Source organism: Streptomyces sp. NPDC127119 (assembly GCF_042677425.1).
Classification (GTDB): Bacteria; Actinomycetota; Actinomycetes; order Streptomycetales; family Streptomycetaceae; genus Streptomyces.
In genome coordinates, this window is the sequence record NZ_JBHXTO010000121.1 from 1 (window position 1) to 20,566 (window position 20,566).

Here is a 20,566-nt window from a genome sequence, read left to right on the forward strand (position 1 = left end):
CTTTTAGGGGCGCGGGGAACGGCGCAATCTTTTAAGGGGCGCGGGGAACTGCGCGGCCAGCCCCCACCGGGGCCGCAGCCGAAACGCGTCCCCGGCATGCGGAGCCGATCCGCAAAGGTTGATCGCGGGATCCCCAGGGAACCCGCACAACGTGCACCCATCCATCGAGGACTACGCGCTCATCGGCGACCACCAGACCGCCGCCCTGGTAGGCCAGGACGGCTCCGTCGACTGGCTCTGCCTCCCCCGCTTCGACTCCGCCGCCTGCTTCGCGAAACTGCTGGGCGACGACGACAACGGCCACTGGCGGCTCGCGCCGAAGGGAGCGGACACCTGCACGCGGCGGGCGTACCGGCCCGACACCCTCGTGCTCGACACCGAGTGGGACACCGAGGACGGCTCGGTCCGCGTCACCGACCTGATGCCGCAGCGCGACCGCGCCCCCGACGTCGTACGCATCGTCGAGGGCCTCAAGGGCCGCGTCACCGTACGCAGCACCCTGCGCCTGCGTTTCGACTACGGCTCGGTCGTCCCGTGGGTCCGCAAATCCGACGGCCACCGGGTCGCCGTGGCGGGCCCCGACTCGGTGTGGCTGCGCAGCGAACCCGAGGTGCACACCTGGGGCGAGGACTTCGGTACGCACTCGGAGTTCACGGTCGCCGAGGGCGAGAAGGTCGCCTTCGTCCTGACCTGGCATCCCTCGCACGAACCGCGCCCCGACCTGGTCGACCCGTTCGAGGCGCTGGAGCACAGCGTCGACGACTGGCAGGCCTGGGCGGCCCGCTGCCGCTACGACGGACCGCACCGCGACGCGGTCGTCCGCTCGCTGATCACCCTCAAGGCCCTCACGTACGCGCCGAGCGGCGGTATCGTCGCGGCCCCCACGACCTCCCTGCCCGAGGAGATCGGCGGCGTCCGCAACTGGGACTACCGCTACTGCTGGCTGCGGGACTCCACGCTCACCCTGGGCGCGCTGCTCGCGTGCGGCTACCAGGAGGAGGCGGAGGCCTGGCGCAACTGGCTGCTGCGCGCGGTCGCGGGCGATCCGGCGGACCTGCAGATCATGTACGGGCTGGCGGGCGAGCGGCGGATCCCCGAGTACGAACTGGCGTGGCTGCCCGGATTCCACGGCTCGGCTCCGGTGCGGATCGGCAACGACGCCGTACGGCAGCTGCAGCTCGACGTGTACGGGGAGGTGATCGACTCCCTCACGCTGGCGCAGCACGCGGGGCTGCCCGCCGAACCGGACATGTGGCGCCTGCACCAGGCCCTGATGGACTTCCTGCACACGGCGTGGCGCAAGCCCGACGAGGGCCTGTGGGAGGTGCGCGGGCCGCGCCGGCACTTCGTGCACTCGAAGGTGATGGCGTGGGTCGCCGCCGACCGCACGGTACGCACCCTGGAGGAGAACCCCGGGCTGGACGGCGACGTCGACAAGTGGCGCGCGATGCGGGACGAGGTGCACCGGGAGGTGTGCGAGCGCGGCTTCGATCCGGAGCGGAACACGTTCACGCAGTCCTACGGCTCCCGTGAACTGGACGCCGCGCTGCTGCTCATCCCCCGCCTCGGCTTCCTGCCGCCGGACGATCCGCGGGTGGTCGGCACGGTCGACGCGGTGCGCTCGGAACTCGCCCGCGACGGCTTCGTACACCGTTATGACGCGTCCCTCGACGGCTCCGGCCCGCACGCCTCGGAGCCGTCCGGGGCGGACATCAGGGATGTCGACGGGCTGCCCGGCGGCGAGGGTTCGTTCCTCGTCTGCTCGTTCTGGCTGGCGGACGCGCTGCATCTGACGGGGCGTACGAAGGAGGCCCTCGCCCTGTTCGAGCGGCTGATCGCGCTCCGCAACGACGTGGGACTGCTGGCGGAGGAGTACGACCCCGTGGCCGGACACCAGCTCGGCAACTTTCCGCAGGCGTTCAGCCACATCGGTCTGGTGGGCACCGCCCTCACGCTGTTCGACGACGAGGGGGACGGGGCGGGAGCGGACGAGGCAGGATAGGAGCCATGGATCTTGGACTGAAGGACCGTGTCTACGTCGTCACCGGAGCAACGCGCGGCCTGGGCCACGCCTCCGCGCGTGAACTCGTCGCCGACGGCGCGAAGGTGATCGTCAGCGGGCGCGACGGGAAGACGGTGGCCGAGGCGGCGACGGCGCTCGGGCCGAACGCCCACGGGGTGGCCGTGGACAACGCCGACCCCTCGGCGCCGGCGAGCCTGATCGCGGCCGCGCGTGAGCGGTTCGGCGGCTTCGACGGCATCCTGATCAGCGTCGGCGGGCCGCCGCCGGGCTTCGTCGCCGACAACACCGACGAGCAGTGGCAGGCGGGGTTCGAGTCCGTGTTCCTCGGGGCGGTGCGGCTGGCGCGGGCGGCTGCCGCCGAGCTGGGCGAGGGTGGGGTCATCGGGTTCGTGCTGTCCGGGTCGGTGTACGAGCCGATCGCGGGGCTGACCATCTCCAACGGGCTGCGGCCCGGGCTCGCCGGGTTCGCCAAGTCCCTCTCCGACGAGCTGGGTCCGCGGGGGATCCGGGTGGTGGGGGTGCTTCCTGCGCGGATCGACACGGACCGCGTGCGCGAGCTGGACGGGTATTCGGCTGATCCCGAGGCCACTCGGGCCGCGCACGAGGCGCGGATTCCGTTGCGGCGGTACGGGAGGCCGGAGGAGTTCGGGCGGACGGCCGCGTTTCTTCTGTCGCCTGCGGCGTCCTATCTGACGGGGGTCATGCTGCCGGTGGACGGTGGGGCGCGGAGCGGATTCTGAACCCTGTTCTGAACCCGGCGGTACACCTGCGGCGGCGGGGTGTGCTGTCGCCGCGGGCCCGGTGGGGGTGGCCCTGACCGATTGCGCAGTTCCCCGCGCCCCTGAAGACACCGCTGCGGGTCCGTTGTACGGCTGCGGGAGTGTGGGGGCCTGTCGCGCCGTTCCCCGCGCCCCTCAAGGGCAAAAAAACACAGGTGCGGGTCAGTTGACTCGTTCTGCTGCGTGTTTTGCTGCGCGTAGGTGTACCTCCGCCGGGAGTGAGGTGAGGCCGGCCGAGTCCTTGGCGTGGGTCAGGGCTTCCGTCGTCAGGGCGGTCAGGGTTTCGGCGGGGGCCGCGTGGGGTTCCAGGAGCAGGCGGACCCTCGCCTCGGGGGTGCTGCGGCGGCCGACGAGGGACGCCTGCGCACCCCGTACCCCTTCCAACGCGCCCGCCTCCGCGGTCAGTACGCCCTCCAGGGCCCGGCCCCGCAGCAGCGCGCCCTCGCCGTCGCCGGTGTCGACCAGCACCTCGGCGAGGCGGCGCCGTCGCAGGACGGCCGTCAGCCACCACAGGGCGAGCAGCACGGCCACCGTCAGCGCGGCGATGACGGCCGGCCACCACCAGCCGTCGGCCCGCCACCGCACGCGGTCGGCGTCGCTCAGCAGGACGTCGTGCCGGCCGTCGTGGATCCACCACGACGGCGGAGCCACACCGAGGCCCACGGCGAGCACGGAGCCGCCGAGCACGACCAGGAGCAGACCCGCGAGGCCCAGCAGGACCCGGTTCACGATCCTCGGCATGCCGTTCACCCCTTCCGGCCCGGCCGGGCGACCCGCACCGACAGCGCGGGCCGCCGGACGAGACCGAGCCCCCTGACGCCGTCGGCGAGCGTGGCGTCCAGGTCGGCGCGTACGTCGTCGAGTTCACGGAAGTGCGAGACCGCGCGGACGTCGGCCTTCCGCCGCCTCATCCGGACCCGGACCGACTGCACGCCGGACACCTCCATGGCCCGGTCGCGCAGCACCGTCGCGGCGGCGTTGCGGTGCAGGCCGGCCCGTACGTCGGAGTGGGCTCGGCGCATCGTCAGGATGTCGCGCAGTCCCGGGGTCGTGGCGAGGACGAGCAGCCACAGGCCCAGGGCGGTCGCGACCCCGGCGCCGACGAGCACCCAGGTGTCGTCCAGGGGCCGCTCGGCGAGTTCACGGGCCAGCGACCTGCGCCAGTGCATGGCCGGCCGGTCGGCGCGGACGGCGACGACGTCGTACAGCAGCAGGCCCGCGGCGGCCAGGACGAGCAGCGCGAGGACGGCCGCGGGGATGCGGCGGGCCGACCAGAACCGGCCGTTGCCGTCCTCGGCGTCGTCGAGGGTCGGCAGGGGTGTGTAGTCGGCGGCGGAGGTGGACTGGCCCAGTTCGTTCCCGGCGCTCTTCTCGATGACGGGCAGCTGTCGGGTGCTCTCGGAGCCCTGGGGCTCGCTCATTGCGTCCTCCCCTGTACCGCCCCACGCATCTGCGCGGAGTGCAGTCGCTCCACCTGGACGGCGACCTCGGGAACTTTCATTCCCGCCAACGCCTCTACCCGCTGAGTTACTCGACGACGCACGGCACCGCACCGGCCGCCGATGTCACACGGGTAGCCGAGTTCGAGGCTGACACTGACGCGGGCGACGTCCTGGTGGACGACGACCGCGGCGTGCGGGGGCGACACCCCGGGAGGCAGCACGTCGAGCGCCTCCCGGGCCGCCTGCGCGGCGATCTTCGCGACGACCCGGTCGGCGATCCTCGTGGCGCCCCGCTCGCCGGGCGCGACGGCTTCGGACACGCGCGTCACCGCCGCCGGTCGTCGCGGGTGCCACGGGACCGGAAGAAGTCACCGGGATCCAGGTCCCCCTCCAGGAAGCGGCCCACGACAAAGCCGATGGCGCCCAGTGCGGCCACCAGGAGGAACGCGCCGAAGCCGCCGAAGTACCCGGCGAATCCCAGCGCCATTCCGGCGATCATGCCGATCACGGCCATGCTCATGGTGCGCTCCTCAGCAGATCGGTCACTGGAGCCGGTTCTCCGGTTCCTCGTCCTCTTCCTCCGGCAGCTTGACGTCGCTGACCGCGATGTTGACCTCGACGACCTCAAGGCCCGTCATGCGCTCGACGGCCGCGATGACGTTCTCCCGTACATCACGGGCGACATCGGCGATGGACACGCCGTAGTCGACGACGATCTCCAGGTCGAGCGCGGTCTGCACCTCACCGACCTCGGCCTTCACACCGCGCGTGACGGACTTCGCGCTTCCGCCGGGGACCCGGTCGCGGACGGCGCCGAAGGTCCGCGAGATCCCGCTGCCCATGGCGTGCACGCCCAGGACGTCCCGGGCGGCGAGACCGGCGATCTTCTCGACGACCCCGTCGGCGATGGTGGTACGCCCCCGGGTCGCCGGGTCGCCGCCGCCGCGCTTGGTCACAGCGGTCTTCCTGAGCTGCTGCTGGTCCGGTTGTTCGGCCTCCGGGCTCTCCGGCCGATTGCGCTGAGTCGTGTCGCTCATCGCCGTGCATCCCCTTTCGGTGGGCCTCTTCGCCCACATTAAGACGGGTTGCCGGGTCGCGCGCCAGGGATGCGGCACGCTGGGACCATGACTGCGGACCGATGGACGCAAGCAGTAAGGCAACAGCTCGGTCTGGGCAGGCTGCTGCCGTTGGGCGGGCCGGGTGACGGCGCGTGGATCACGGAGGCGGCGGCCGTCGCCGTACTGCGCCGGGCGGTGCGGCCGGTGCAGGGTGTACGCCTCGGTTCGCTGCGCCTCGCCCTCGCCGACCCGGACAGCGCGTCCGAGCCCGCCGTGCCCCCGCCGCCGAGCGCGCTGCCGCCGGGGCCGCTGCGTATCGACGCGGAGTTCGCGGCCCTGCCGACCGAGCCGTTGCCGGCGGCCGCGTCCCGGCTCCGCGCGGCCCTCACCGCGACGGCGGTGGACGCGCTCGGTCTGACGGTCACGGAGGTGGACCTGCGGGTGACGGGCCTGCTGGAGGAGGGCGGGGGTCCGCCGGAGCCCGCCGACTCCGGTCCCGTGCCCGCCGCCGGACCGCGTCCCTCGCCCGGCACGGACGAGTCCCGCGTGGCCGCCGCCGCTCTCGCCGTCCCGGCGGTGACGGCCCTGCCGAGCAAGGTGCGCATCACGGAACTCCACAGCGACACGGCGCTCCCCCGCCGCCACGTCCAGGTGGAGATCGCGGTGGACACGACCGCGCGCACCCTGGACACGGCCGCGGCGGTCCGCAACACCATCACCAACTCACTCCCGGACCACCCGTCAGCAGCGGTACTGGTGACAGCGGTGACCCCGGCCCCCTAGAGCCCCGCAAGGGGCGCGAGGAACGGCGCGACAAGCCCCCACCGAACCCGCACAATCCCCCAACCCGCAGCCCCAGCCCCTTAAGGGGCGCGGGGAACTGCGCGACAAGCCCCCACCGAACCCGCACAATCCCCCAACCCGCGGAGCACCCCCCTCGGGAATGCCACCCGCCGGGAGGGCAACCCCCTCAGTCGGAAAGCCCCGCAAGATCCCGCAGCCGCCGCCCCTGAGCCCCCCGCTCGGCAACGCGCTGCTCCTCGTACGTACGCCCAGCCGCCCCCTGAAGCAGCGCCTTCGTCTCGACAAGGGCGTCCCGCGGCGCGGCCAGCAGCGCGGCGGCCAGTTCACCCACCGCGGCGTCGAGCCGATCGACGGGCACGGCGACGTTCGCGAGCCCGGTCCGCTGCGCCTCCTCCGCCTCCACGAACCGCCCCGTCGCACAGATCTCCAGCGCACGGGCGTAGCCGACGAGCCCCACCAGCGGATGCGTACCCGTGAGGTCGGGGACGAGGCCCAGGCCGGTCTCGCGCATGGCGAACTGCACGTCGTCGGCGACGACGCGCAGGTCGCAGGCGAGCGCGAGCTGGAAGCCCGCGCCGATGGCGTGTCCCTGCACGGCGGCGATGGACACGATGTCGCTCCGACGCCACCAGGTGAACCCGTCCTGGTACTCGGCGATGGCCGCGTCGAGTTCGGCGTCGGAACCGCGTGCGAGATCGATGAAGGACGGCTCGCCGTCGAAGCCCTCGGGCGTGAACGCCTGCCGGTCGAGCCCCGCGGAGAAGGACTTGCCTTCGCCGCGCAGCACGACGACACGGACGGTGCCCGGCAGCAGCCGACCGGCCTCGGCCAGCGCCCGCCACAGAGCGGGGCTCTGCGCGTTGCGCTTGGCCGGGTTGGTCAGCGTCACCGTGGCGATCGCGTCGTCGACGGTGAGCCGTACGCCGTCCTTGTCGAGCAGCGAGTCGAACGAAGCCATGAGGGCGCCTCCGATGAGTGCGGTCAGCGGGGGTGCCGTACGGGCACACCCTTAAGTGACTGCACAGTAACCACCCGGGCGGTCAGGAAACCGACCGGGTGGTCACCATCGGAGAAACGAGGAGCCGTCCGACGTCAGGCCGACGCGGACTTCTTGCCTCGCGTCGCTCCGCCACGCCCACGGAGCGTGACGCCCGACTCACTGAGCATCCGGTGCACGAAGCCATACGAGCGGCCGGTCTCCTCGGCCAGTGCCCGAATGCTCGCACCGGAGTCGTACTTCTTCTTCAGGTCTGCCGCGAGCTTGTCGCGCGCGGCGCCGGTTACCCGGCTGCCCTTCTTCAGAGTCTCGGCCACCCGTGCCTCCTCAGCGGAAGTGCGCTCTGGACTTCTCATGATCACCCCTCATGAGCGTCCTGGCCACCCATTCGGCAAGGTCGGTGGGACGAGCTTGCGCCGTGGAAGCCCGTCACCATGAGCGGAATTCCGCATTCCATCCGCTTCCCGTCCGGACCACCGAACGAGTTCGCGGACGAAGGTCCAGGTCAGCGACGCGCGACGGCCGGGCCTTCGAGGACGAAGGGCCCGGCCGGGAAATGCGTGTAGGACACACCTCGGTACGAGGAGATCTCACTCAGATGATGGATCACGGATCGGCCGAATGATCCATACGAAGTGGATCAGCCAGTGGATCAGTCAAACGATCAAATACCTCGAACCGCTCAGGCGAGGGCCACGAGGTCCGCGTAATCGGCACCCCACAGGTCCTCGACGCCGTCGGGCAGCAGGATGATCCGCTCCGGCTGGAGCGCCTGGACGGCTCCCTCGTCGTGGGTGACGAGGACGACGGCGCCCTTGTAGGTGCGCAGCGCGCCGAGGATCTCCTCGCGGCTGGCCGGGTCGAGGTTGTTCGTCGGCTCGTCGAGGAGCAGGACGTTCGCCGACGACACCACGAGGGTGGCGAGCGCGAGACGGGTCTTCTCGCCGCCGGAGAGGACGGAGGCCGGCTTGTCGACGTCGTCTCCGGAGAACAGGAACGAGCCGAGCGTCTTGCGGACCTGGACGAGGTCGAGGTCGGGGGCCGCGGAACGCATGTTCTCCAGGACCGTGCGCTGCGGGTCGAGGGTCTCGTGCTCCTGCGCGTAGTAGCCGAGCTTGAGGCCGTGGCCCTCGATGATCTGGCCGGTGTCGGGCTTCTCCGCGCCGCCGAGGAGGCGCAGCAGGGTCGTCTTGCCCGCGCCGTTCAGGCCGAGGATGACGACGCGGGAGCCCTTGTCGATGGCCAGGTCGACGTCGGTGAAGATCTCCAGGGAGCCGTACGACTTGGACAGGCCCTCCGCCATCAGCGGGGTCTTGCCGCAGGGCGACGGGTCGGGGAAGCGCAGCTTGGCGACCTTGTCGGACTTGCGCTCGGCCTCCAGGCCCGCGAGGAGCTTGTCGGCCCGCTTGGCCATGTTCTGCGCGGCGACGGTCTTGGTGGCCTTGGCGCGCATCTTGTCGGCCTGCGAGTGCAGGGCGGTGGCCTTCTTCTCGGCGTTCTGCCGCTCGCGCTTGCGGCGCTTCTCGTCGGCCTCGCGCTGCTGCTGGTACAGCTTCCAGCCCATGTTGTAGACGTCGATCTGGGCGCGGTTGGCGTCCAGGTAGAACACCTTGTTGACGACCGTCTCGACCAGGTCGACGTCGTGGGAGATCACGATGAAGCCGCCGCGGTACGTCTTCAGGTAGTCGCGCAGCCAGACGATGGAGTCGGCGTCGAGGTGGTTCGTGGGCTCGTCGAGGAGCAGGGTGTCCGCGTCCGAGAAGAGGATGCGGGCCAGCTCGATACGGCGGCGCTGACCGCCGGAGAGCGTGTGGAGGGGCTGGCCGAGCACCCGGTCGGGGAGGTTGAGCGCGGCGGCGATGGTGGCGGCCTCGGCCTCGGCGGCGTATCCGCCCTTGGTGAGGAACTCCGTCTCCTGGCGCTCGTACTGCCGCATGGCCTTCTCGCGGGTGGCGCCCGAGCCGTTCGCGATGCGCTGTTCGTTCTCGCGCATCTTGCGGATCAGGGTGTCCAGGCCGCGCGCGGACAGGACGCGGTCGCCGGCCAGCATGTCGAGGTCGCCGGTGCGCGGGTCCTGCGGGAGGTAGCCGACCTCGCCGGAGCGGGCGACGGTGCCCGCGGCGGGGGTGCCCTCACCTGCGAGGACCTTGGTGAGCGTGGTCTTGCCCGCGCCGTTGCGGCCGACCAGGCCGATGCGGTCGCCCTTGGTGATGCGGAAGGTGGCGGACTCGATGAGCATGCGGGCGCCGGCACGCAGTTCGATACCGGAAGCGGAAATCACGGACAGACTCCTGGGCAGGGTTGTTGACGGGGCGGGCGGCTGAGGGCGTTCACGCCGTCTAATGCACGAGGAGAATGGCCATGGGCCAAGTCTAACGGGGCGATGCAACCACTTTTTCTGTGTGCGGGTGTTCGGGGGTGTGACGCTCATTGCCCCGCGGCCGGCCGTGCCGGGCCCTCCTTCGTCCCCCGTTCGGCCCGCCGCCCGGCGCCGCGCCGCGGGGAGCGGGCGAGGATGACGGCAGGGGGACGACGGTCCGCGGAGGGTGGAGCGCCCATGCAGTTCGACGACGACGCCGGCCTGGACACCTCCGAGGTGCAGGATGTGCGCGGCAGCCGGATCCCCGGCGGCAGGGCCACGGTGGGCGGCGGCGTCGCCGGGCTGATCGCCCTCCTGCTGGGTCTCTTCTTCGGTGTGGGGCCCGACCAGCTGGGCCTGTCCTCCGGTGACGAAGAACCAGGGGCGAGCGCCTCGTCCCTGGCCCAGGTGCAGCAGACGTGCCGTACCGGACGGGACGCGAACACCAGGGACGACTGCCGCGTCGTGGCGGTCGTCAACAGCGTCCAGGACTTCTGGGCTCAGGAGTTCGAGCGCCGCGGCGGTACGTACACGCGGTCGCCGACCGTCTTCTTCAGCGACCGGGTCGGCACGGCCTGCGGGTCGGCGACCTCGGCGGTCGGGCCCTTCTACTGCCCGGGTGACCGGAAGGTCTATCTGGACCTGGGCTTCTTCGACGAGCTGCGGACCAAGTTCGGCTCCAGCGGCGGCCCGTTCGCGCAGGCGTACGTGGTGGCGCACGAGTACGGGCACCACGTGCAGGACCTGATGGGGACCCTGAGCCGCTCCCAGGACGGGCGGACCGGCGCGAACAGCAACGCGGTACGGGTCGAGCTGCAGGCCGACTGCTACGCGGGCGTGTGGGCGCACCACGCGACGACCACGAAGGACGAGTCGACGGGCCGACCACTGATCACCAGCCTCACGGAGGCCGACATCCGCGACGGGCTGGACGCGGCGGCGGCCGTGGGCGACGACCGGATCCAGGAGCGGTTCCAGGGCCGGGTGACGCCGGAGTCCTGGACGCACGGGTCGGCCGCGCAGCGGCAGCAGTGGTTCCGCCAGGGCTACCGCACCGGGGACATGGCCCGCTGCGACACCTTCCGCTGAGCGCCCCGGGGCCGTTCCCGGCCACTCGCCGGCCGTTCGTCGGGCGTTCGCGGGGCGTTGTCAGTGCCGGGTGCCAGACTGTGGGGCAGGTCACATTCAGGTGCTGTCCCAGCGGTGGGGCAGGACAGCGGGGACCGGAAGGAGTGATCGGCATGGCCGGTACGGACAGCGGACGCCCGAGCATCTACCCGACGCTGCTGTACGCAGACGCGAAGTCCGCGATCAGGCAGCTCTCGGAGGCCTTCGGCTTCACCGAGGCGTCGGTGTACGAGGACGAGGAGGGCAAGGTGGTGCACGCCGAGCTGGTGCAGGGCAACGGCGCGGTGATGCTGGGCTCCAAGGGCACCGGCAGCCGCTTCGACGAGGCCATGAAGAGCGCGGGCCCCACCGGGGTGTACGTCGTCGTGGACGACGTGGACGCACACCACCAGCGGGCCGTGGACCACGGGGCGGAGATCCTGATGCCCCCGACGGACCAGGACTACGGCTCACGGGACTACATGGCCCGGGACGTCGAGGGCAACATCTGGAGCTTCGGCACGTACGCCCCGGAGACCAGGGTCTGACCCGGTCCCCAGCCCCCCGGCGCCCTGTAGGGGCGCGGGCCACCGCGCGCCCGGCGCACACGCACCCGCACCCGCACCCGCACCCGCAGACGACGAACCGGCCTCCCAGCGGGGCGCCGTGGGTGCTGTGCGGGGCTTTCGAAACACCCCCTAGTGCTCCCCGGTGTGCACCTGGAAGGCCGCACGGCGCACAGCCTTCGCGAGCGCGGGGTCGGGGTGGGCGGCGGCGAGCGCGACCAGGACCTGCACGGTGCGGGGGTGGCCGACCGCGCGCACCTCGTCGAGGAGCGCGGGGACGGTCGCCTGCACCGCGGACTCCAGGTGCCGTACGAGGAGCGGGGCCTCGCCGTGGTCGGCGACGGCCGCGGCCGTGTCGACCCACAGCCAGGTGGCCTCCTCGCGGGTGAGCACCAGGTGGGCGTCCTCGGGGTCGTGTCCGTCGTGCTCGGCGAGCCACAGCAGGGCGTACGGGCGCAGGGGGGTCTCGTCGGCCACCGCGCGGACGTCCGGCTCGGCGGGGGCGCCGACCACACGCAGGGCCTCGAAGGCCAGTCCGCGCGACAGGGCGTCCTCACCGCGGGCGGCGGCGAGGAGTTCGGTGACGGCGCTGCCGACGGGGCGGGCGGCGAGCCAGGCGCGGTACTCGGCGCGGGCCGCGTTGGGTCTGAGCTGGGCGCAGCCGCGGAGCATGTCCTCGGCGCCCTGCTCGATGTTCCCCGCGGGGCTCTGCGCGGCCACGCAGATCTGCTCCAGCTTGACCCACACGGCCCAGCTGCCGAGCGGGGTGAGCGTGGCCTGGCCGTCGGCGCAGGTGAGGGCGCCGACGGCGGCGAGGGCGTGCAGCGCCCAGTCGAGCAGGGGGGCGAGCGGGGTGTCCTCGGCCGGGCTCTCCGAGCTGTCGACGGGGCCGGGCTGCGGGCCGTAGGGGATCTCGCAGCGTTCGGTGCGCAGTTCCGTGACGCGCTGCTCCAGCAGGTCGAGGAGTTGTGGGACGGGCACGGGGCCCGCGGACAGCTGGAGGAAGGAGAGAACCTGCGGCATCGCGGAGACGACCTCGGCGACGGTGGAGGGCTCGCGTCCGTCGGGGCCGGGGTGGGCGATCGACCAGGCGTCGAAGAAGGCGACCCAGCCGCGCAGTACGGCGCTGTCGTCGCGGTTCCAGGCGCGCAGGCGCCAGCCGGGGCGCGCGGTGTCGCCGTGCACCTCGATCAGGCCGGCGAGCCGTGCGATGTCCCAGTCGGCCCGTACTTGATCCGGGGTCAGGGACAGACTGGTCGCGGCCTGTTGCGCGATCGCGTCGGAGAGGGTGCCTTTCCCTCCGGAGCTGTCGTTGTCCGCGGAGCCGCTGTCGGAGGCCGTGGCGTCACGGTCCCGGCGGGGGCCGGGGGCGGGGCCCAGGGTGGCGTCGGCCCAGCGGGCGACCCGGGCCGCGCCGGCGAGCACGGCGCGCGCCATGCGGGCGAGTTCCGCCGGTGCCGGTGTGCCCTCCGGTGGGCGGGGGGCAGGTCGGCGGGCGGGCCTCTGGGTCATCGCTCGGGGGGCGGCGGCCAGGGTTCGCGGGCGGACGAGTCGGAGCCTGGAGTCGCGCGGGATACGGGACGTCACGGGGGCAGTCTTCCGGTTGACGGTCCGAAAACCCAAACGGAATGCCACAGGAGGCCACGGAGGCGGTCCGCGCACCGTGCCCGGCAGGGGGTGTGAGCGGATTTCGGCCACTGGTAGACGGTTAAACGGAAGCTTCGCGGCCGGGCGTGGAGGTGGCTACATCAGTGGGGTGAGAAAGCGGCGGAGGGCCTCTTCGTAACCGGCCGGGTCGGCGTTCCACATGGCGCCGTGCGGGGCGTCGTGGACCGTGTGGAGGGTGACGAGGTCGGGGCGGCGGTCCGCGAGGCGGCGCGAGAGTCCCCAGGGGGCGACGGTGTCGTCGGGGCCGTGCAGGACGAGGGTGGGCACCTTGAGCCGTACGGGGTCGGCGGCGCCCTCGACACGGCCGCTGCCGAGGCCCGTGCGGCCCTGGGCGGCGCGGACGGCCAGCGGCAGCAGGGCGCCGGGGGTGCGGCGGGCCGTGGCCAGGGCGCGCAGGGTGGCCTCCCAGTCGAGGACCGGCGAGTCCAGGACGAGCCCGGAGATCCGCTCGCGCAGCGCGGAGTGCTCGGCGGCGCGCAACGCCATGGTGGCGCCGGTCGACCAGCCGTGCAGGACGACGCGTTCGGCGCCGTACCGCACGGCGAAGCGGATGGCGGCGTCCAGGTCGCGCCACTCGGTCTCGCCGAGGTGGTTCAGGCCGTCCGGGGGCCGTGGTGCGCCGGCGTCCCCGCGGTAGGCGAGGCCGAGGACGGGGAACTGCTGGCGGTGCAGGAACTCCATGACGTTCATGGGGTGTTCGCGGGTGGCGCCGAGGCCGTGCACGGTGATCACCCAGGTGTCACGGGCGGCGGGCACGAACCAGGCGGGCAGGGTGCCCAGCTCGCCCGGGACGTCCACGTCGGTGAACGGCAGGCCGAGGGCGGTGCCCGGGTCGCCGACGTGCACGCCGGGTGTGAACCGCACCTTGTCGCCGGGTTCCAGCGTGCCGTGGGTGACGCGCTCCAGACGGCGTACCACCGTGTCGGCGGAGTGCGCGGCCCCGGCCAGGAGCGGGCCGACGACTGCGTGGCCGTCGTCGCCGCCGAGGCCGTACACGCCCGGGCGCCGGGAGGCGAGGGCGCGGGTCAGGGCGATCTGGCCCGCGGCCGTGGCGTGCACGGTCAGTCGGGGTTCGGTGGGCAGTGGCCGGCCCGGCGCCGCCTTCAGGGCGGCGTCGCTGGCGAAGCGGCCGGCGGCGATACCGGCCGCGCCGGCCACGGCCACGGTGAGGGCGGTGGTGAGGGCTGCCGTCGTCGGCTTCACGGTGCGCACGGGTCCAGTCTCCTGATCGAGCCCGCTGTCGGCCAGTGGACGGGCGACACGGGTGACTCCGGCGTCCGCCGCGGGGGTGGGCCGGGTCCGCGGCCGGCGGGGCCTTCTGTTCGCAGCCGCGTACGGTCCGGCGGGCCGAGGACCACCCCGTCCGGCCGGGCCTGCCCATGTGTCCCGTCCGGCCGGGGCCGTACGTACCGCCGTGGACGGCCGGGCCCATGCGGACGGCCGCGTACGGCCGCAGACGGTCGCGGACGGCCCGGTGTCACGGCTGGCCGTAGCCCCTCAGCCGCTCGCCCGCCTCTGCCACCTGGTCCTCGGTCAGCAAGGTGGGGGTGAGGCCGGGGACGGATGACGCGGTGAGCCACACGCGGCACATCCATTCGAGCTGGGCGGTGCGGTCGTAGGCCTGGTCGAGGGTGGCGCCGTGGGCGAGGGTGCCGTGGTTCCGCAGGAGGCAGGCCGTGCGGTCCCGCAGGGCGCGGAGCATGTTCTCGGCCAACTTCTCGGTGCCGTAGGCGGCGTACGGCGCGACGCGGACGGGCCCGCCGAGGGCGGCGGACATGTAGTGGACGAGGGGCAGCTCGGTGACGAGGGTCGAGACGGCCGTGGCGTGCACGGCGTGGGTGTGCACGACGGCGCGCGCGTCCGTGGAGCGGTAGACGGCGAGATGCATGGGCAGTTCGCTGGTCGGAACGAGTGAACCGAGCACGCGCCGGCCGTCCAGCGACACCCCGCAGACGTCCTCGGGCGTCAGCCGGTCGTACGGGACCCCGGTCGGCGTGACCAGGACGGTGTCGCCCACGCGCACGGAGACGTTGCCCGACGTACCGACGACCAGCCCGTCGGACACCGTCCGGCGGGCCGTGGCCACGAGGTCGTCCCACGCCCGCTCCAGCGCCTCCCCGGGCCGGGACGCGCCCGTCTCCCCGAAGCCTCGTCCGTCTCCTGCGTCCCGCCGCTGCTCAGCCATGCCGCGATCCTGCCAGCCGCCCGCCCCCGCTCGGCCCTGCTCGGCTCTTGCTCCGTTCGGGCGAGGGCACTGTAGGGCGGAACCCGAACGTCCGAAAGGTAATACAAGGTATTAATCGACCGCCGGAGCGAATGACCGGCGCGCGACGGACCGCGAGGGATCTTCCAGTAACCTCTGGAAGATTTTTCACTTACGTCGCCATTCCGGGGGAAAACATGGCCAGTAATCGTAAATCGTCCCGCCAGCGCGCCCGTCTCGTCGCCGCCTCCGTGGCGACGCTGGCGCTCGGCGGCACCGCACTCGTCGAGGTGCCGGCCTCGGCCGCCGGCAAGCCCAAGGGGCACGACGTGTCCTCGCACCAGAAGAACGTGAACTGGTCGAGCGCGAGGAGCAAGGGCGCGACATTCGTCTACGTGAAGGCCACCGAGTCGCGCACGTACCGCAACCCGTACTTCGCCCAGCAGTACGACGGCGCACGCAACGCGGGCATCATCCGCGGCGCGTACCACTTCGCGCTGCCGAACAAGTCGTCGGGCACCGAGCAGGCCGCCTACTTCGTGCGCAACGGCGGCGCCTGGCGGGCGGACGGCTGGACGCTGCCGCCCGCGCTGGACATCGAGTACAACCCGTACGACAAGAAGAAGAAGTGCTACGGGCTGAGCAAGAGCGGCATGGTCGGCTGGATCAGGGCCTTCAGCGACGAGGTGAGGCGGCAGACCGGCCGCCGGCCCGTCATCTACACCAACTACACCTGGTGGAAGACGTGCACGGGCAACAGCGCCGCGTTCGCCTCGAACCATCCGCTGTGGCTGGCCCACTACAACGCGACCTCGGGGCCCCTGCCCTCGGGCTGGAACTTCTGGACGTTCTGGCAGTACGACAACAGCGGCAGCCTGCCGGGTGACCAGAATCTCTTCAACGGGTCGCTGTCCCAGCTGAAGGCCTTCGCGAGGGGGTGAGCCGGGGAGCGGACCCCCGGGTTCCGCCTCTGTTCGAGGATTTTCCGGGACTTTCGAGAGCCGTCGCCGCCACTTCGACACAAGCGGAATGACGGCACCTCGATTGGGTCACCCCACCGCCCGACTCAGTTCATCTTCCGTTCACCCAGGTTGCTTACGTTCCCCGTGCCACTGTCGTCCAACAGAAGCCTGGGTAAATGGAACACATCACGCTCCTCCTCGGAATCGTGATCGTTACCGCTCTCGTGTTCGATTTCACGAACGGTTTCCACGACACTGCCAACGCGATGGCGACGACCATCTCGACCGGCGCTCTCAAGCCCAAGACGGCGGTGGCCATGTCCGCCGTACTGAACCTCGTCGGTGCGTTCCTCTCCGTGGAGGTCGCCAAGACGATCTCCGGCGGCCTCATCAACGAAGAGGGCATCCGCACCGAAGTGATCTTCGCGGCGCTCGTCGGCGCCATCCTGTGGAATCTGCTGACCTGGCTGCTGGGTCTGCCCTCCAGTTCGTCCCACGCGCTCTTCGGCGGCCTGATCGGCGCCGCGGTGATGTCGGCGGGCTGGTCCTCGGTGAACGGCTCGACCGTGATCACCAAGGTCCTCCTGCCCGCGATCGCCGCACCCGTGGTGGCCGGACTCGCCGCGATGCTCGCCACCCGGCTGACGTACCGGATCAGCAGGCAGGCCGGTGAGAAGGCGACCTCCAAGGGCTACCGCGCGGGTCAGATCACCTCCGCGGGCCTGGTCTCGCTGGCCCACGGCACGAACGACGCGCAGAAGACCATGGGCATCATCACCCTGGCCCTGGTCACCGGCGGGGTGCTCGCGCCCGGCTCGAACCCTCCCCTGTGGGTCATCGTCTCGGCCGGTATCGCCATCGCGCTCGGCACCTACCTGGGCGGCTGGCGCATCATCCGCACCATGGGCAAGGGCCTCACCGACCTCGCGCCGCCGCAGGGCTTCGCCGCCCAGACCAGCGCCGCGACGGTCATCCTGGCCTCCTCGCACCTCGGCTTCTCCCTCTCGACCACGCAGTCCTGCTCCGGCGCCGTGATGGGTTCGGGTCTGGGCCGCAAGGGCGGTGTCGTCCGCTGGTCGACCGCGACCCGCATGTTCGTCGCCTGGGGCCTCACGCTCCCGGCCGCCGGTCTGGTCGGCGCGGGCGCCGAGTTCCTGACCAAGCAGGGCACCTGGGGCATCATCCTCACCGGCGCGCTGCTGATCGCCGGCTCCGCGGTCATCTGGACGCTCTCCCGCCGCCAGCCGGTCACCGTCGACAACGTCAACGACGACCACGAGCCGACGGGCGTCGTGACCACCGCGATCGCCGCCGTCACCCCGCCTCCCGCGGGCCCGGTCGCCCCGGTCACGAGCGGCCTCAAGACCACCATCCCGGGCCCGGACACCGAGCCCGCCCGTCCGGCCACGGTGTAAGGAACGAACCGCATGAAGATCGACTGGGCAGCCCTCGGCTCCGTGTTCGGAGTCAGCCTCATCGCCACCGTCGCCCTCGTGGGCCTCTTCACCCTCGGCATCGTCGGCCTCACCAAGCGCGAGACGGCCGCGGAGCAGGGTGGCTCCGCGACCCTCGCGGTCACCGGCGCGTACGCCTGCTTCGCCGCGTGCGCGGCGGCCGTGGCGTACGGGATCTATCTGATCGTCGCCTGACCCTCGCGGCACGTCCGTTCCGTACGGGACCGCCCCGTCGACCACCTGGTCGGCGGGGCCTTCTCGTGTCCGTGTGTGGGCCTCGGCACACTCTCCCGTCGCAGGTCAACAGCAAGTTGACGGGTGTTCGCGGACCGTGGTGGACTGCCGAGGCCATGTACGTCGGCAGAAGAGGAAGCCGGTGCGAATCCGGCGCGGTCCCGCCACTGTTACCGGGGAGTCGAACCCCCGGGAGCCAGGAACTCTCGCCGTCGGTCTCGTCGAACCAGGGCGTGGACACCCTGAGTGAGGACATATCGCCATGCGCGCCCACCTGTTGTGGACCAGTGTGCCCGGGCCAGGTACCAGGCTTTCGCCTCAACCAGCGGCGGGCTGAACCGATGCGAGCCGAGCGCGTCTTCGCGTACGGCGCCGCCGCCGGCCTCCTCGGTGACCTGCTGCTCGGCGATCCCCGCCGAGGGCATCCGGTCGCCGCGTTCGGGCGGGCCGCGGGAGCCGTCGAGGGGGTCCTGTGGCGCGACCACCGGGGCTGGGGGGCGCTGCACACCGCCGTGTGCGCGGGCGGCGCGGTCTCCCTCGCCGTGGCCGCCGAGCGTTCCCTGCGCACCTCCCCCGTCGCCTCCGTCGCGCTGACCGCCGCCGCCACCTGGGCCGTCGTGGGCGGGACCTCGCTCGGCCGTGAGGCGCGGGCCGTCGGCGGGGCGCTGGCCGCCGGGGACATCGAGGTGGCCAGGGAGCGGCTGCCGCATCTGTGCGGGCGCGACCCGCAGGCGCTGGACGCCGACGGGATCGCCCGCGCGGTCGTCGAGTCGGTCGCCGAGAACACCTCCGACGCCGTCGTGGGCGCCCTGGTGTGGGGCGCGGTCGCGGGCGTGCCAGGACTGGTCGGGTTCCGGGCCGTCAACACGCTGGACGCCATGGTCGGGCACAAGTCGGCCCGTCACCGGCGGTACGGGTGGGCGTCCGCCCGGCTCGACGACATGGTGGGGTGGCCCGGGGCCCGGCTGACCGCGGTCCTCGCCGCCGTCGCCGGGGGGAATCCGCGCGGGGCCGTCACCGCCTGGCGTGCCGACGCCGCCAGGCATCCGAGCCCCAACGCCGGGCCCGTGGAGGCCTCGTTCGCGGGGGCGCTCGGGGTACGGCTCGGCGGCACGCTCTCGTACGCGGGACGGGTCGAGCACCGGCCCGTGCTCAACGGTCCGGGGCGGGCCGTGGGGGTCGGGGACATCGAGCGGGCCGTCCGGCTCTCGCGCCGCGTGGGCCTGCTCGCGCTGGGCGCGAGTGTCGCCGGGCGGCTGCTCGCCACGTCGTTGGTGCCGAAGGCGAAGGGGCGTACGTCATGAGCGCGGGAACGGGCGGGAGAACGGGTGGCGGACCGGGTGGCGGGCTGCTCGTCGCCGGGACGACCTCCGACGCGGGCAAGAGCGTCGTGACCGCCGGGATCTGCCGGTGGCTGGTGCGGCGGGGTGTGAAGGTGGCGCCCTTCAAGGCACAGAACATGTCCTTGAACTCGTTCGTCACCCGCGAGGGCGCCGAGATCGGCCGGGCGCAGGCCATGCAGGCGCAGGCCGCCCGCGTGGAGCCCTCCGTGCTCATGAACCCCGTCCTGCTCAAGCCGGGCAGCGACCGCAGCAGCCAGGTCGTCCTGATGGGCAGGCCCGTGGGCGAGCTGAGCGCGCGCGGCTATCACGGCGGACGCCAGGAGGCGTTGCTCGGGACCGTGCTGGACTGTCTGGCCGAGTTGCGGGGCACGTATGACGCGGTGATCTGTGAGGGGGCGGGCAGTCCCGCCGAGATCAATCTGCGGCGCACCGACATCGTGAACATGGGGATCGCGCGCAACGCGCGGCTGCCCGTGCTCGTGGTGGGGGACATCGACCGCGGCGGTGTCTTCGCCTCGTTCTTCGGGACGGTGGCGCTGCTGTCGCGCGAGGACCAGGAGCTGGTCGCCGGGTTCCTCGTCAACAAGTTCCGCGGGGACGTCTCGCTGCTCGAACCCGGCGTCGACATGCTGCGCGGGCTGACCGGGCGGCACACCTACGGCATCCTGCCCTTCCGGCACGGCCTCGGCATCGACGAGGAGGACGGGCTCAGGGTGTCCCTGCGGGGGGCGGTGCGTGAGTCCGAGGTCTCCTCCCCCGTCGGCGAGGACATCCTGCGGGTCGCCGTCTGCGCGATCCCCCTGATGTCCAACTTCACGGACCTGGACGCCCTCGCCGCCGAACCGGGCGTCGTCGTGCGGTTCGTGGACCGCGCCGAGGAACTGGTCGACGCCGACCTCGTCGTCGTACCCGGCACCCGGGGCACGGTCAAGGCCCTGGAGTGGCTGCGGCGGCGCGGCCTCGCGGACGCCCTGGTGCGCAGGGCCGCCGAAGGACGCCCCGTGCTCGGCATCTGCGGCGGTTTCCAGCTGCTCGGCGAACACATCGAGGACGAGGTCGAGTCGAGGGCCGGTGCCGTCGACGGCCTCGGACTCCTCCCCGTACGGGTGCGGTTCGCGCGCGAGAAGACCCTGACCCGGCCCGTCGGCGAAGCACTCGGCGAACCCGTCCAGGGGTACGAGATCCATCACGGGATCGCCCAGGTCACCGGCGGCGAACCCTTCCTGGACGGCTGCCGGGTCGGCCAGGTCTGGGGGACGCACTGGCACGGCTCACTGGAGTCGGACGGCTTCCGGCGGGCCTTCCTGCGCGAGGTGGCGGCAGCGGCGGGGCGGCGCTTCGTACCGGCCGCGGACACCTCGTTCGAGGGGCTGCGCGAGGAGCAGCTCGACCGGCTGGGCGATCTGATCGAGGAACACGCGGACACGGACGCGCTGTGGCGGCTCATCGAGTCCGGCGCACCGGCCGGACTGCCATTCATCCCACCGGGAGCGCCCGTATGAGCCCGCTCGAAGGCCACTTGGGCCGCCTGGCACATCTGGCACATCTGGGCTATTTGGAGGACGAC

At 72.2% G+C, this 20,566-nt stretch carries 21 protein-coding genes and 1 riboswitch; of the genes, 10 read left to right on the forward strand and 11 right to left on the reverse strand.

All coding sequences use genetic code 11. The features are described 5' to 3' along the window. The first annotated feature begins 151 nt into the window (after window positions 1-151). Entirely contained in the window at window positions 152-2,002 is a 1,851-nt protein-coding gene (locus ACFVH5_RS34255; protein ID WP_385837574.1) for a glycoside hydrolase family 15 protein, read from the forward strand. A gap of 5 nt (window positions 2,003-2,007) precedes the next feature. Next, complete coding sequence (locus ACFVH5_RS34260) at window positions 2,008-2,763, forward strand: SDR family oxidoreductase (protein ID WP_385837575.1); 756 nt, start codon at window positions 2,008-2,010, stop codon at window positions 2,761-2,763. A 201-nt stretch (window positions 2,764-2,964) separates the two neighbouring features. On the opposite strand, the gene amaP is transcribed toward ACFVH5_RS34260, so the two are convergent. The 5 genes from amaP to ACFVH5_RS34285 are packed head-to-tail and all read right to left on the reverse strand — an operon-like array spanning window position 2,965 to window position 5,281. After that, entirely contained in the window at window positions 2,965-3,543 is a 579-nt protein-coding gene (gene amaP / locus ACFVH5_RS34265) for an alkaline shock response membrane anchor protein AmaP (RefSeq protein ID WP_385837576.1), read from the reverse strand. Between the two features lie 5 nt (window positions 3,544-3,548). Beyond that, window positions 3,549-4,223: a DUF6286 domain-containing protein gene (locus ACFVH5_RS34270; RefSeq protein ID WP_385837577.1), complete on the reverse strand. Its 675-nt coding sequence runs from the start codon at window positions 4,221-4,223 to the stop codon at window positions 3,549-3,551. Continuing rightward, a complete protein-coding gene (locus tag ACFVH5_RS34275) occupies window positions 4,220-4,564 on the reverse strand; it encodes a hypothetical protein (RefSeq protein ID WP_385837578.1) in 345 nt (114 codons plus the stop codon). The genes ACFVH5_RS34270 and ACFVH5_RS34275 overlap by 4 nt, the downstream gene beginning before the upstream one ends. Before the next feature lie 5 nt (window positions 4,565-4,569). Then, the gene (locus ACFVH5_RS34280) at window positions 4,570-4,764 is read right to left on the reverse strand and encodes a hypothetical protein (protein ID WP_107017754.1); all 195 of its coding nucleotides are present in this window, start codon (window positions 4,762-4,764) and stop codon (window positions 4,570-4,572) included. Window positions 4,765-4,786: 22 nt separating this feature from the next. Further along, window positions 4,787-5,281, reverse strand: coding sequence for an Asp23/Gls24 family envelope stress response protein (locus ACFVH5_RS34285; RefSeq protein ID WP_384814693.1), 495 nt, complete (start codon window positions 5,279-5,281; stop codon window positions 4,787-4,789). Window positions 5,282-5,368: 87 nt separating this feature from the next. Between ACFVH5_RS34285 and ACFVH5_RS34290 the strand changes: the two genes are divergently transcribed. Beyond that, complete coding sequence (locus tag ACFVH5_RS34290) at window positions 5,369-6,085, forward strand: nucleopolyhedrovirus P10 family protein (protein WP_385837579.1); 717 nt, start codon at window positions 5,369-5,371, stop codon at window positions 6,083-6,085. 187 nt (window positions 6,086-6,272) lie between these two features. Here the strand turns inward: ACFVH5_RS34290 and ACFVH5_RS34295 are convergent, their stop codons facing one another. From ACFVH5_RS34295 to ACFVH5_RS34305, 3 genes are all read right to left on the reverse strand, one after another. Beyond that, window positions 6,273-7,064 (reverse strand): enoyl-CoA hydratase/isomerase family protein, encoded by a 792-nt coding sequence (locus ACFVH5_RS34295; protein WP_385837580.1) that lies wholly within the window; start codon window positions 7,062-7,064, stop codon window positions 6,273-6,275. A 134-nt stretch (window positions 7,065-7,198) separates the two neighbouring features. Continuing rightward, the gene (locus ACFVH5_RS34300) at window positions 7,199-7,420 is read right to left on the reverse strand and encodes a helix-turn-helix domain-containing protein (RefSeq protein WP_006143370.1); all 222 of its coding nucleotides are present in this window, start codon (window positions 7,418-7,420) and stop codon (window positions 7,199-7,201) included. 365 nt (window positions 7,421-7,785) lie between these two features. Beyond that, window positions 7,786-9,384, reverse strand: a complete 1,599-nt coding sequence (locus ACFVH5_RS34305; RefSeq protein ID WP_384814700.1) for an ABC-F family ATP-binding cassette domain-containing protein — start codon at window positions 9,382-9,384, stop codon at window positions 7,786-7,788. Window positions 9,385-9,660: 276 nt separating this feature from the next. Between ACFVH5_RS34305 and ACFVH5_RS34310 the strand changes: the two genes are divergently transcribed. After that, window positions 9,661-10,551, forward strand: coding sequence for a neutral zinc metallopeptidase (locus tag ACFVH5_RS34310; protein WP_385837582.1), 891 nt, complete (start codon window positions 9,661-9,663; stop codon window positions 10,549-10,551). Window positions 10,552-10,703: 152 nt separating this feature from the next. Continuing rightward, a complete protein-coding gene (locus tag ACFVH5_RS34315; protein WP_210883857.1) occupies window positions 10,704-11,117 on the forward strand; it encodes a VOC family protein in 414 nt (137 codons plus the stop codon). Between the two features lie 150 nt (window positions 11,118-11,267). Here the strand turns inward: ACFVH5_RS34315 and ACFVH5_RS34320 are convergent, their stop codons facing one another. The 3 genes from ACFVH5_RS34320 to ACFVH5_RS34330 form a co-directional block, all read right to left on the reverse strand. After that, window positions 11,268-12,722 (reverse strand): hypothetical protein, encoded by a 1,455-nt coding sequence (locus tag ACFVH5_RS34320; RefSeq protein ID WP_385837584.1) that lies wholly within the window; start codon window positions 12,720-12,722, stop codon window positions 11,268-11,270. 156 nt (window positions 12,723-12,878) lie between these two features. Then, the gene (locus ACFVH5_RS34325; protein WP_385837585.1) at window positions 12,879-14,015 is read right to left on the reverse strand and encodes an alpha/beta hydrolase; all 1,137 of its coding nucleotides are present in this window, start codon (window positions 14,013-14,015) and stop codon (window positions 12,879-12,881) included. Window positions 14,016-14,280: 265 nt separating this feature from the next. After that, window positions 14,281-14,988, reverse strand: a complete 708-nt coding sequence (locus ACFVH5_RS34330; protein WP_385837586.1) for a class II aldolase/adducin family protein — start codon at window positions 14,986-14,988, stop codon at window positions 14,281-14,283. Window positions 14,989-15,203: 215 nt separating this feature from the next. Between ACFVH5_RS34330 and ACFVH5_RS34335 the strand changes: the two genes are divergently transcribed. From ACFVH5_RS34335 to ACFVH5_RS34355, 5 genes are all read left to right on the forward strand, one after another. Continuing rightward, on the forward strand, window positions 15,204-15,947 hold the full coding sequence (locus ACFVH5_RS34335) for a lysozyme (protein ID WP_385837587.1): 744 nt from the start codon (window positions 15,204-15,206) through the stop codon (window positions 15,945-15,947). Between the two features lie 197 nt (window positions 15,948-16,144). Continuing rightward, on the forward strand, window positions 16,145-17,383 hold the full coding sequence (locus ACFVH5_RS34340) for an anion permease (RefSeq protein ID WP_385837588.1): 1,239 nt from the start codon (window positions 16,145-16,147) through the stop codon (window positions 17,381-17,383). A gap of 12 nt (window positions 17,384-17,395) precedes the next feature. Beyond that, entirely contained in the window at window positions 17,396-17,617 is a 222-nt protein-coding gene (locus ACFVH5_RS34345) for a hypothetical protein (protein WP_384814717.1), read from the forward strand. 131 nt (window positions 17,618-17,748) lie between these two features. Beyond that, window positions 17,749-17,882, forward strand: a riboswitch (cobalamin riboswitch). A gap of 115 nt (window positions 17,883-17,997) precedes the next feature. After that, window positions 17,998-18,960 carry a cobalamin biosynthesis protein gene (locus ACFVH5_RS34350; RefSeq protein WP_385837589.1) on the forward strand — a complete coding sequence of 321 codons (963 nt, stop codon included), beginning with the start codon at window positions 17,998-18,000 and terminating at the stop codon, window positions 18,958-18,960. Further along, entirely contained in the window at window positions 18,957-20,501 is a 1,545-nt protein-coding gene (locus tag ACFVH5_RS34355; protein ID WP_385837590.1) for a cobyric acid synthase, read from the forward strand. Before ACFVH5_RS34350 ends, ACFVH5_RS34355 begins: the two co-directional genes overlap by 4 nt. The last annotated feature ends 65 nt before the right edge of the window (window positions 20,502-20,566 follow it).

Coding starts and splice junctions, on each gene's coding strand:
- ACFVH5_RS34295 (WP_385837580.1), bottom strand. CDS start 7,064: ATGGCTTCGTTCGACTCGCTGCTCGACAAGGACGGCGTACGGCTCACC.
- ACFVH5_RS34350 (WP_385837589.1), top strand. CDS start 17,998: ATGCGAGCCGAGCGCGTCTTCGCGTACGGCGCCGCCGCCGGCCTCCTC.
- ACFVH5_RS34280 (WP_107017754.1), bottom strand. CDS start 4,764: ATGAGCATGGCCGTGATCGGCATGATCGCCGGAATGGCGCTGGGATTC.
- ACFVH5_RS34340 (WP_385837588.1), top strand. CDS start 16,145: ATGGAACACATCACGCTCCTCCTCGGAATCGTGATCGTTACCGCTCTC.
- ACFVH5_RS34290 (WP_385837579.1), top strand. CDS start 5,369: ATGACTGCGGACCGATGGACGCAAGCAGTAAGGCAACAGCTCGGTCTG.
- ACFVH5_RS34310 (WP_385837582.1), top strand. CDS start 9,661: ATGCAGTTCGACGACGACGCCGGCCTGGACACCTCCGAGGTGCAGGAT.
- ACFVH5_RS34335 (WP_385837587.1), top strand. CDS start 15,204: ATGGCCAGTAATCGTAAATCGTCCCGCCAGCGCGCCCGTCTCGTCGCC.
- ACFVH5_RS34260 (WP_385837575.1), top strand. CDS start 2,008: ATGGATCTTGGACTGAAGGACCGTGTCTACGTCGTCACCGGAGCAACG.
- ACFVH5_RS34355 (WP_385837590.1), top strand. CDS start 18,957: ATGAGCGCGGGAACGGGCGGGAGAACGGGTGGCGGACCGGGTGGCGGG.
- ACFVH5_RS34270 (WP_385837577.1), bottom strand. CDS start 4,223: ATGAGCGAGCCCCAGGGCTCCGAGAGCACCCGACAGCTGCCCGTCATC.
- amaP (WP_385837576.1), bottom strand. CDS start 3,543: ATGCCGAGGATCGTGAACCGGGTCCTGCTGGGCCTCGCGGGTCTGCTC.
- ACFVH5_RS34330 (WP_385837586.1), bottom strand. CDS start 14,988: ATGGCTGAGCAGCGGCGGGACGCAGGAGACGGACGAGGCTTCGGGGAG.
- ACFVH5_RS34315 (WP_210883857.1), top strand. CDS start 10,704: ATGGCCGGTACGGACAGCGGACGCCCGAGCATCTACCCGACGCTGCTG.
- ACFVH5_RS34345 (WP_384814717.1), top strand. CDS start 17,396: ATGAAGATCGACTGGGCAGCCCTCGGCTCCGTGTTCGGAGTCAGCCTC.
- ACFVH5_RS34285 (WP_384814693.1), bottom strand. CDS start 5,281: ATGAGCGACACGACTCAGCGCAATCGGCCGGAGAGCCCGGAGGCCGAA.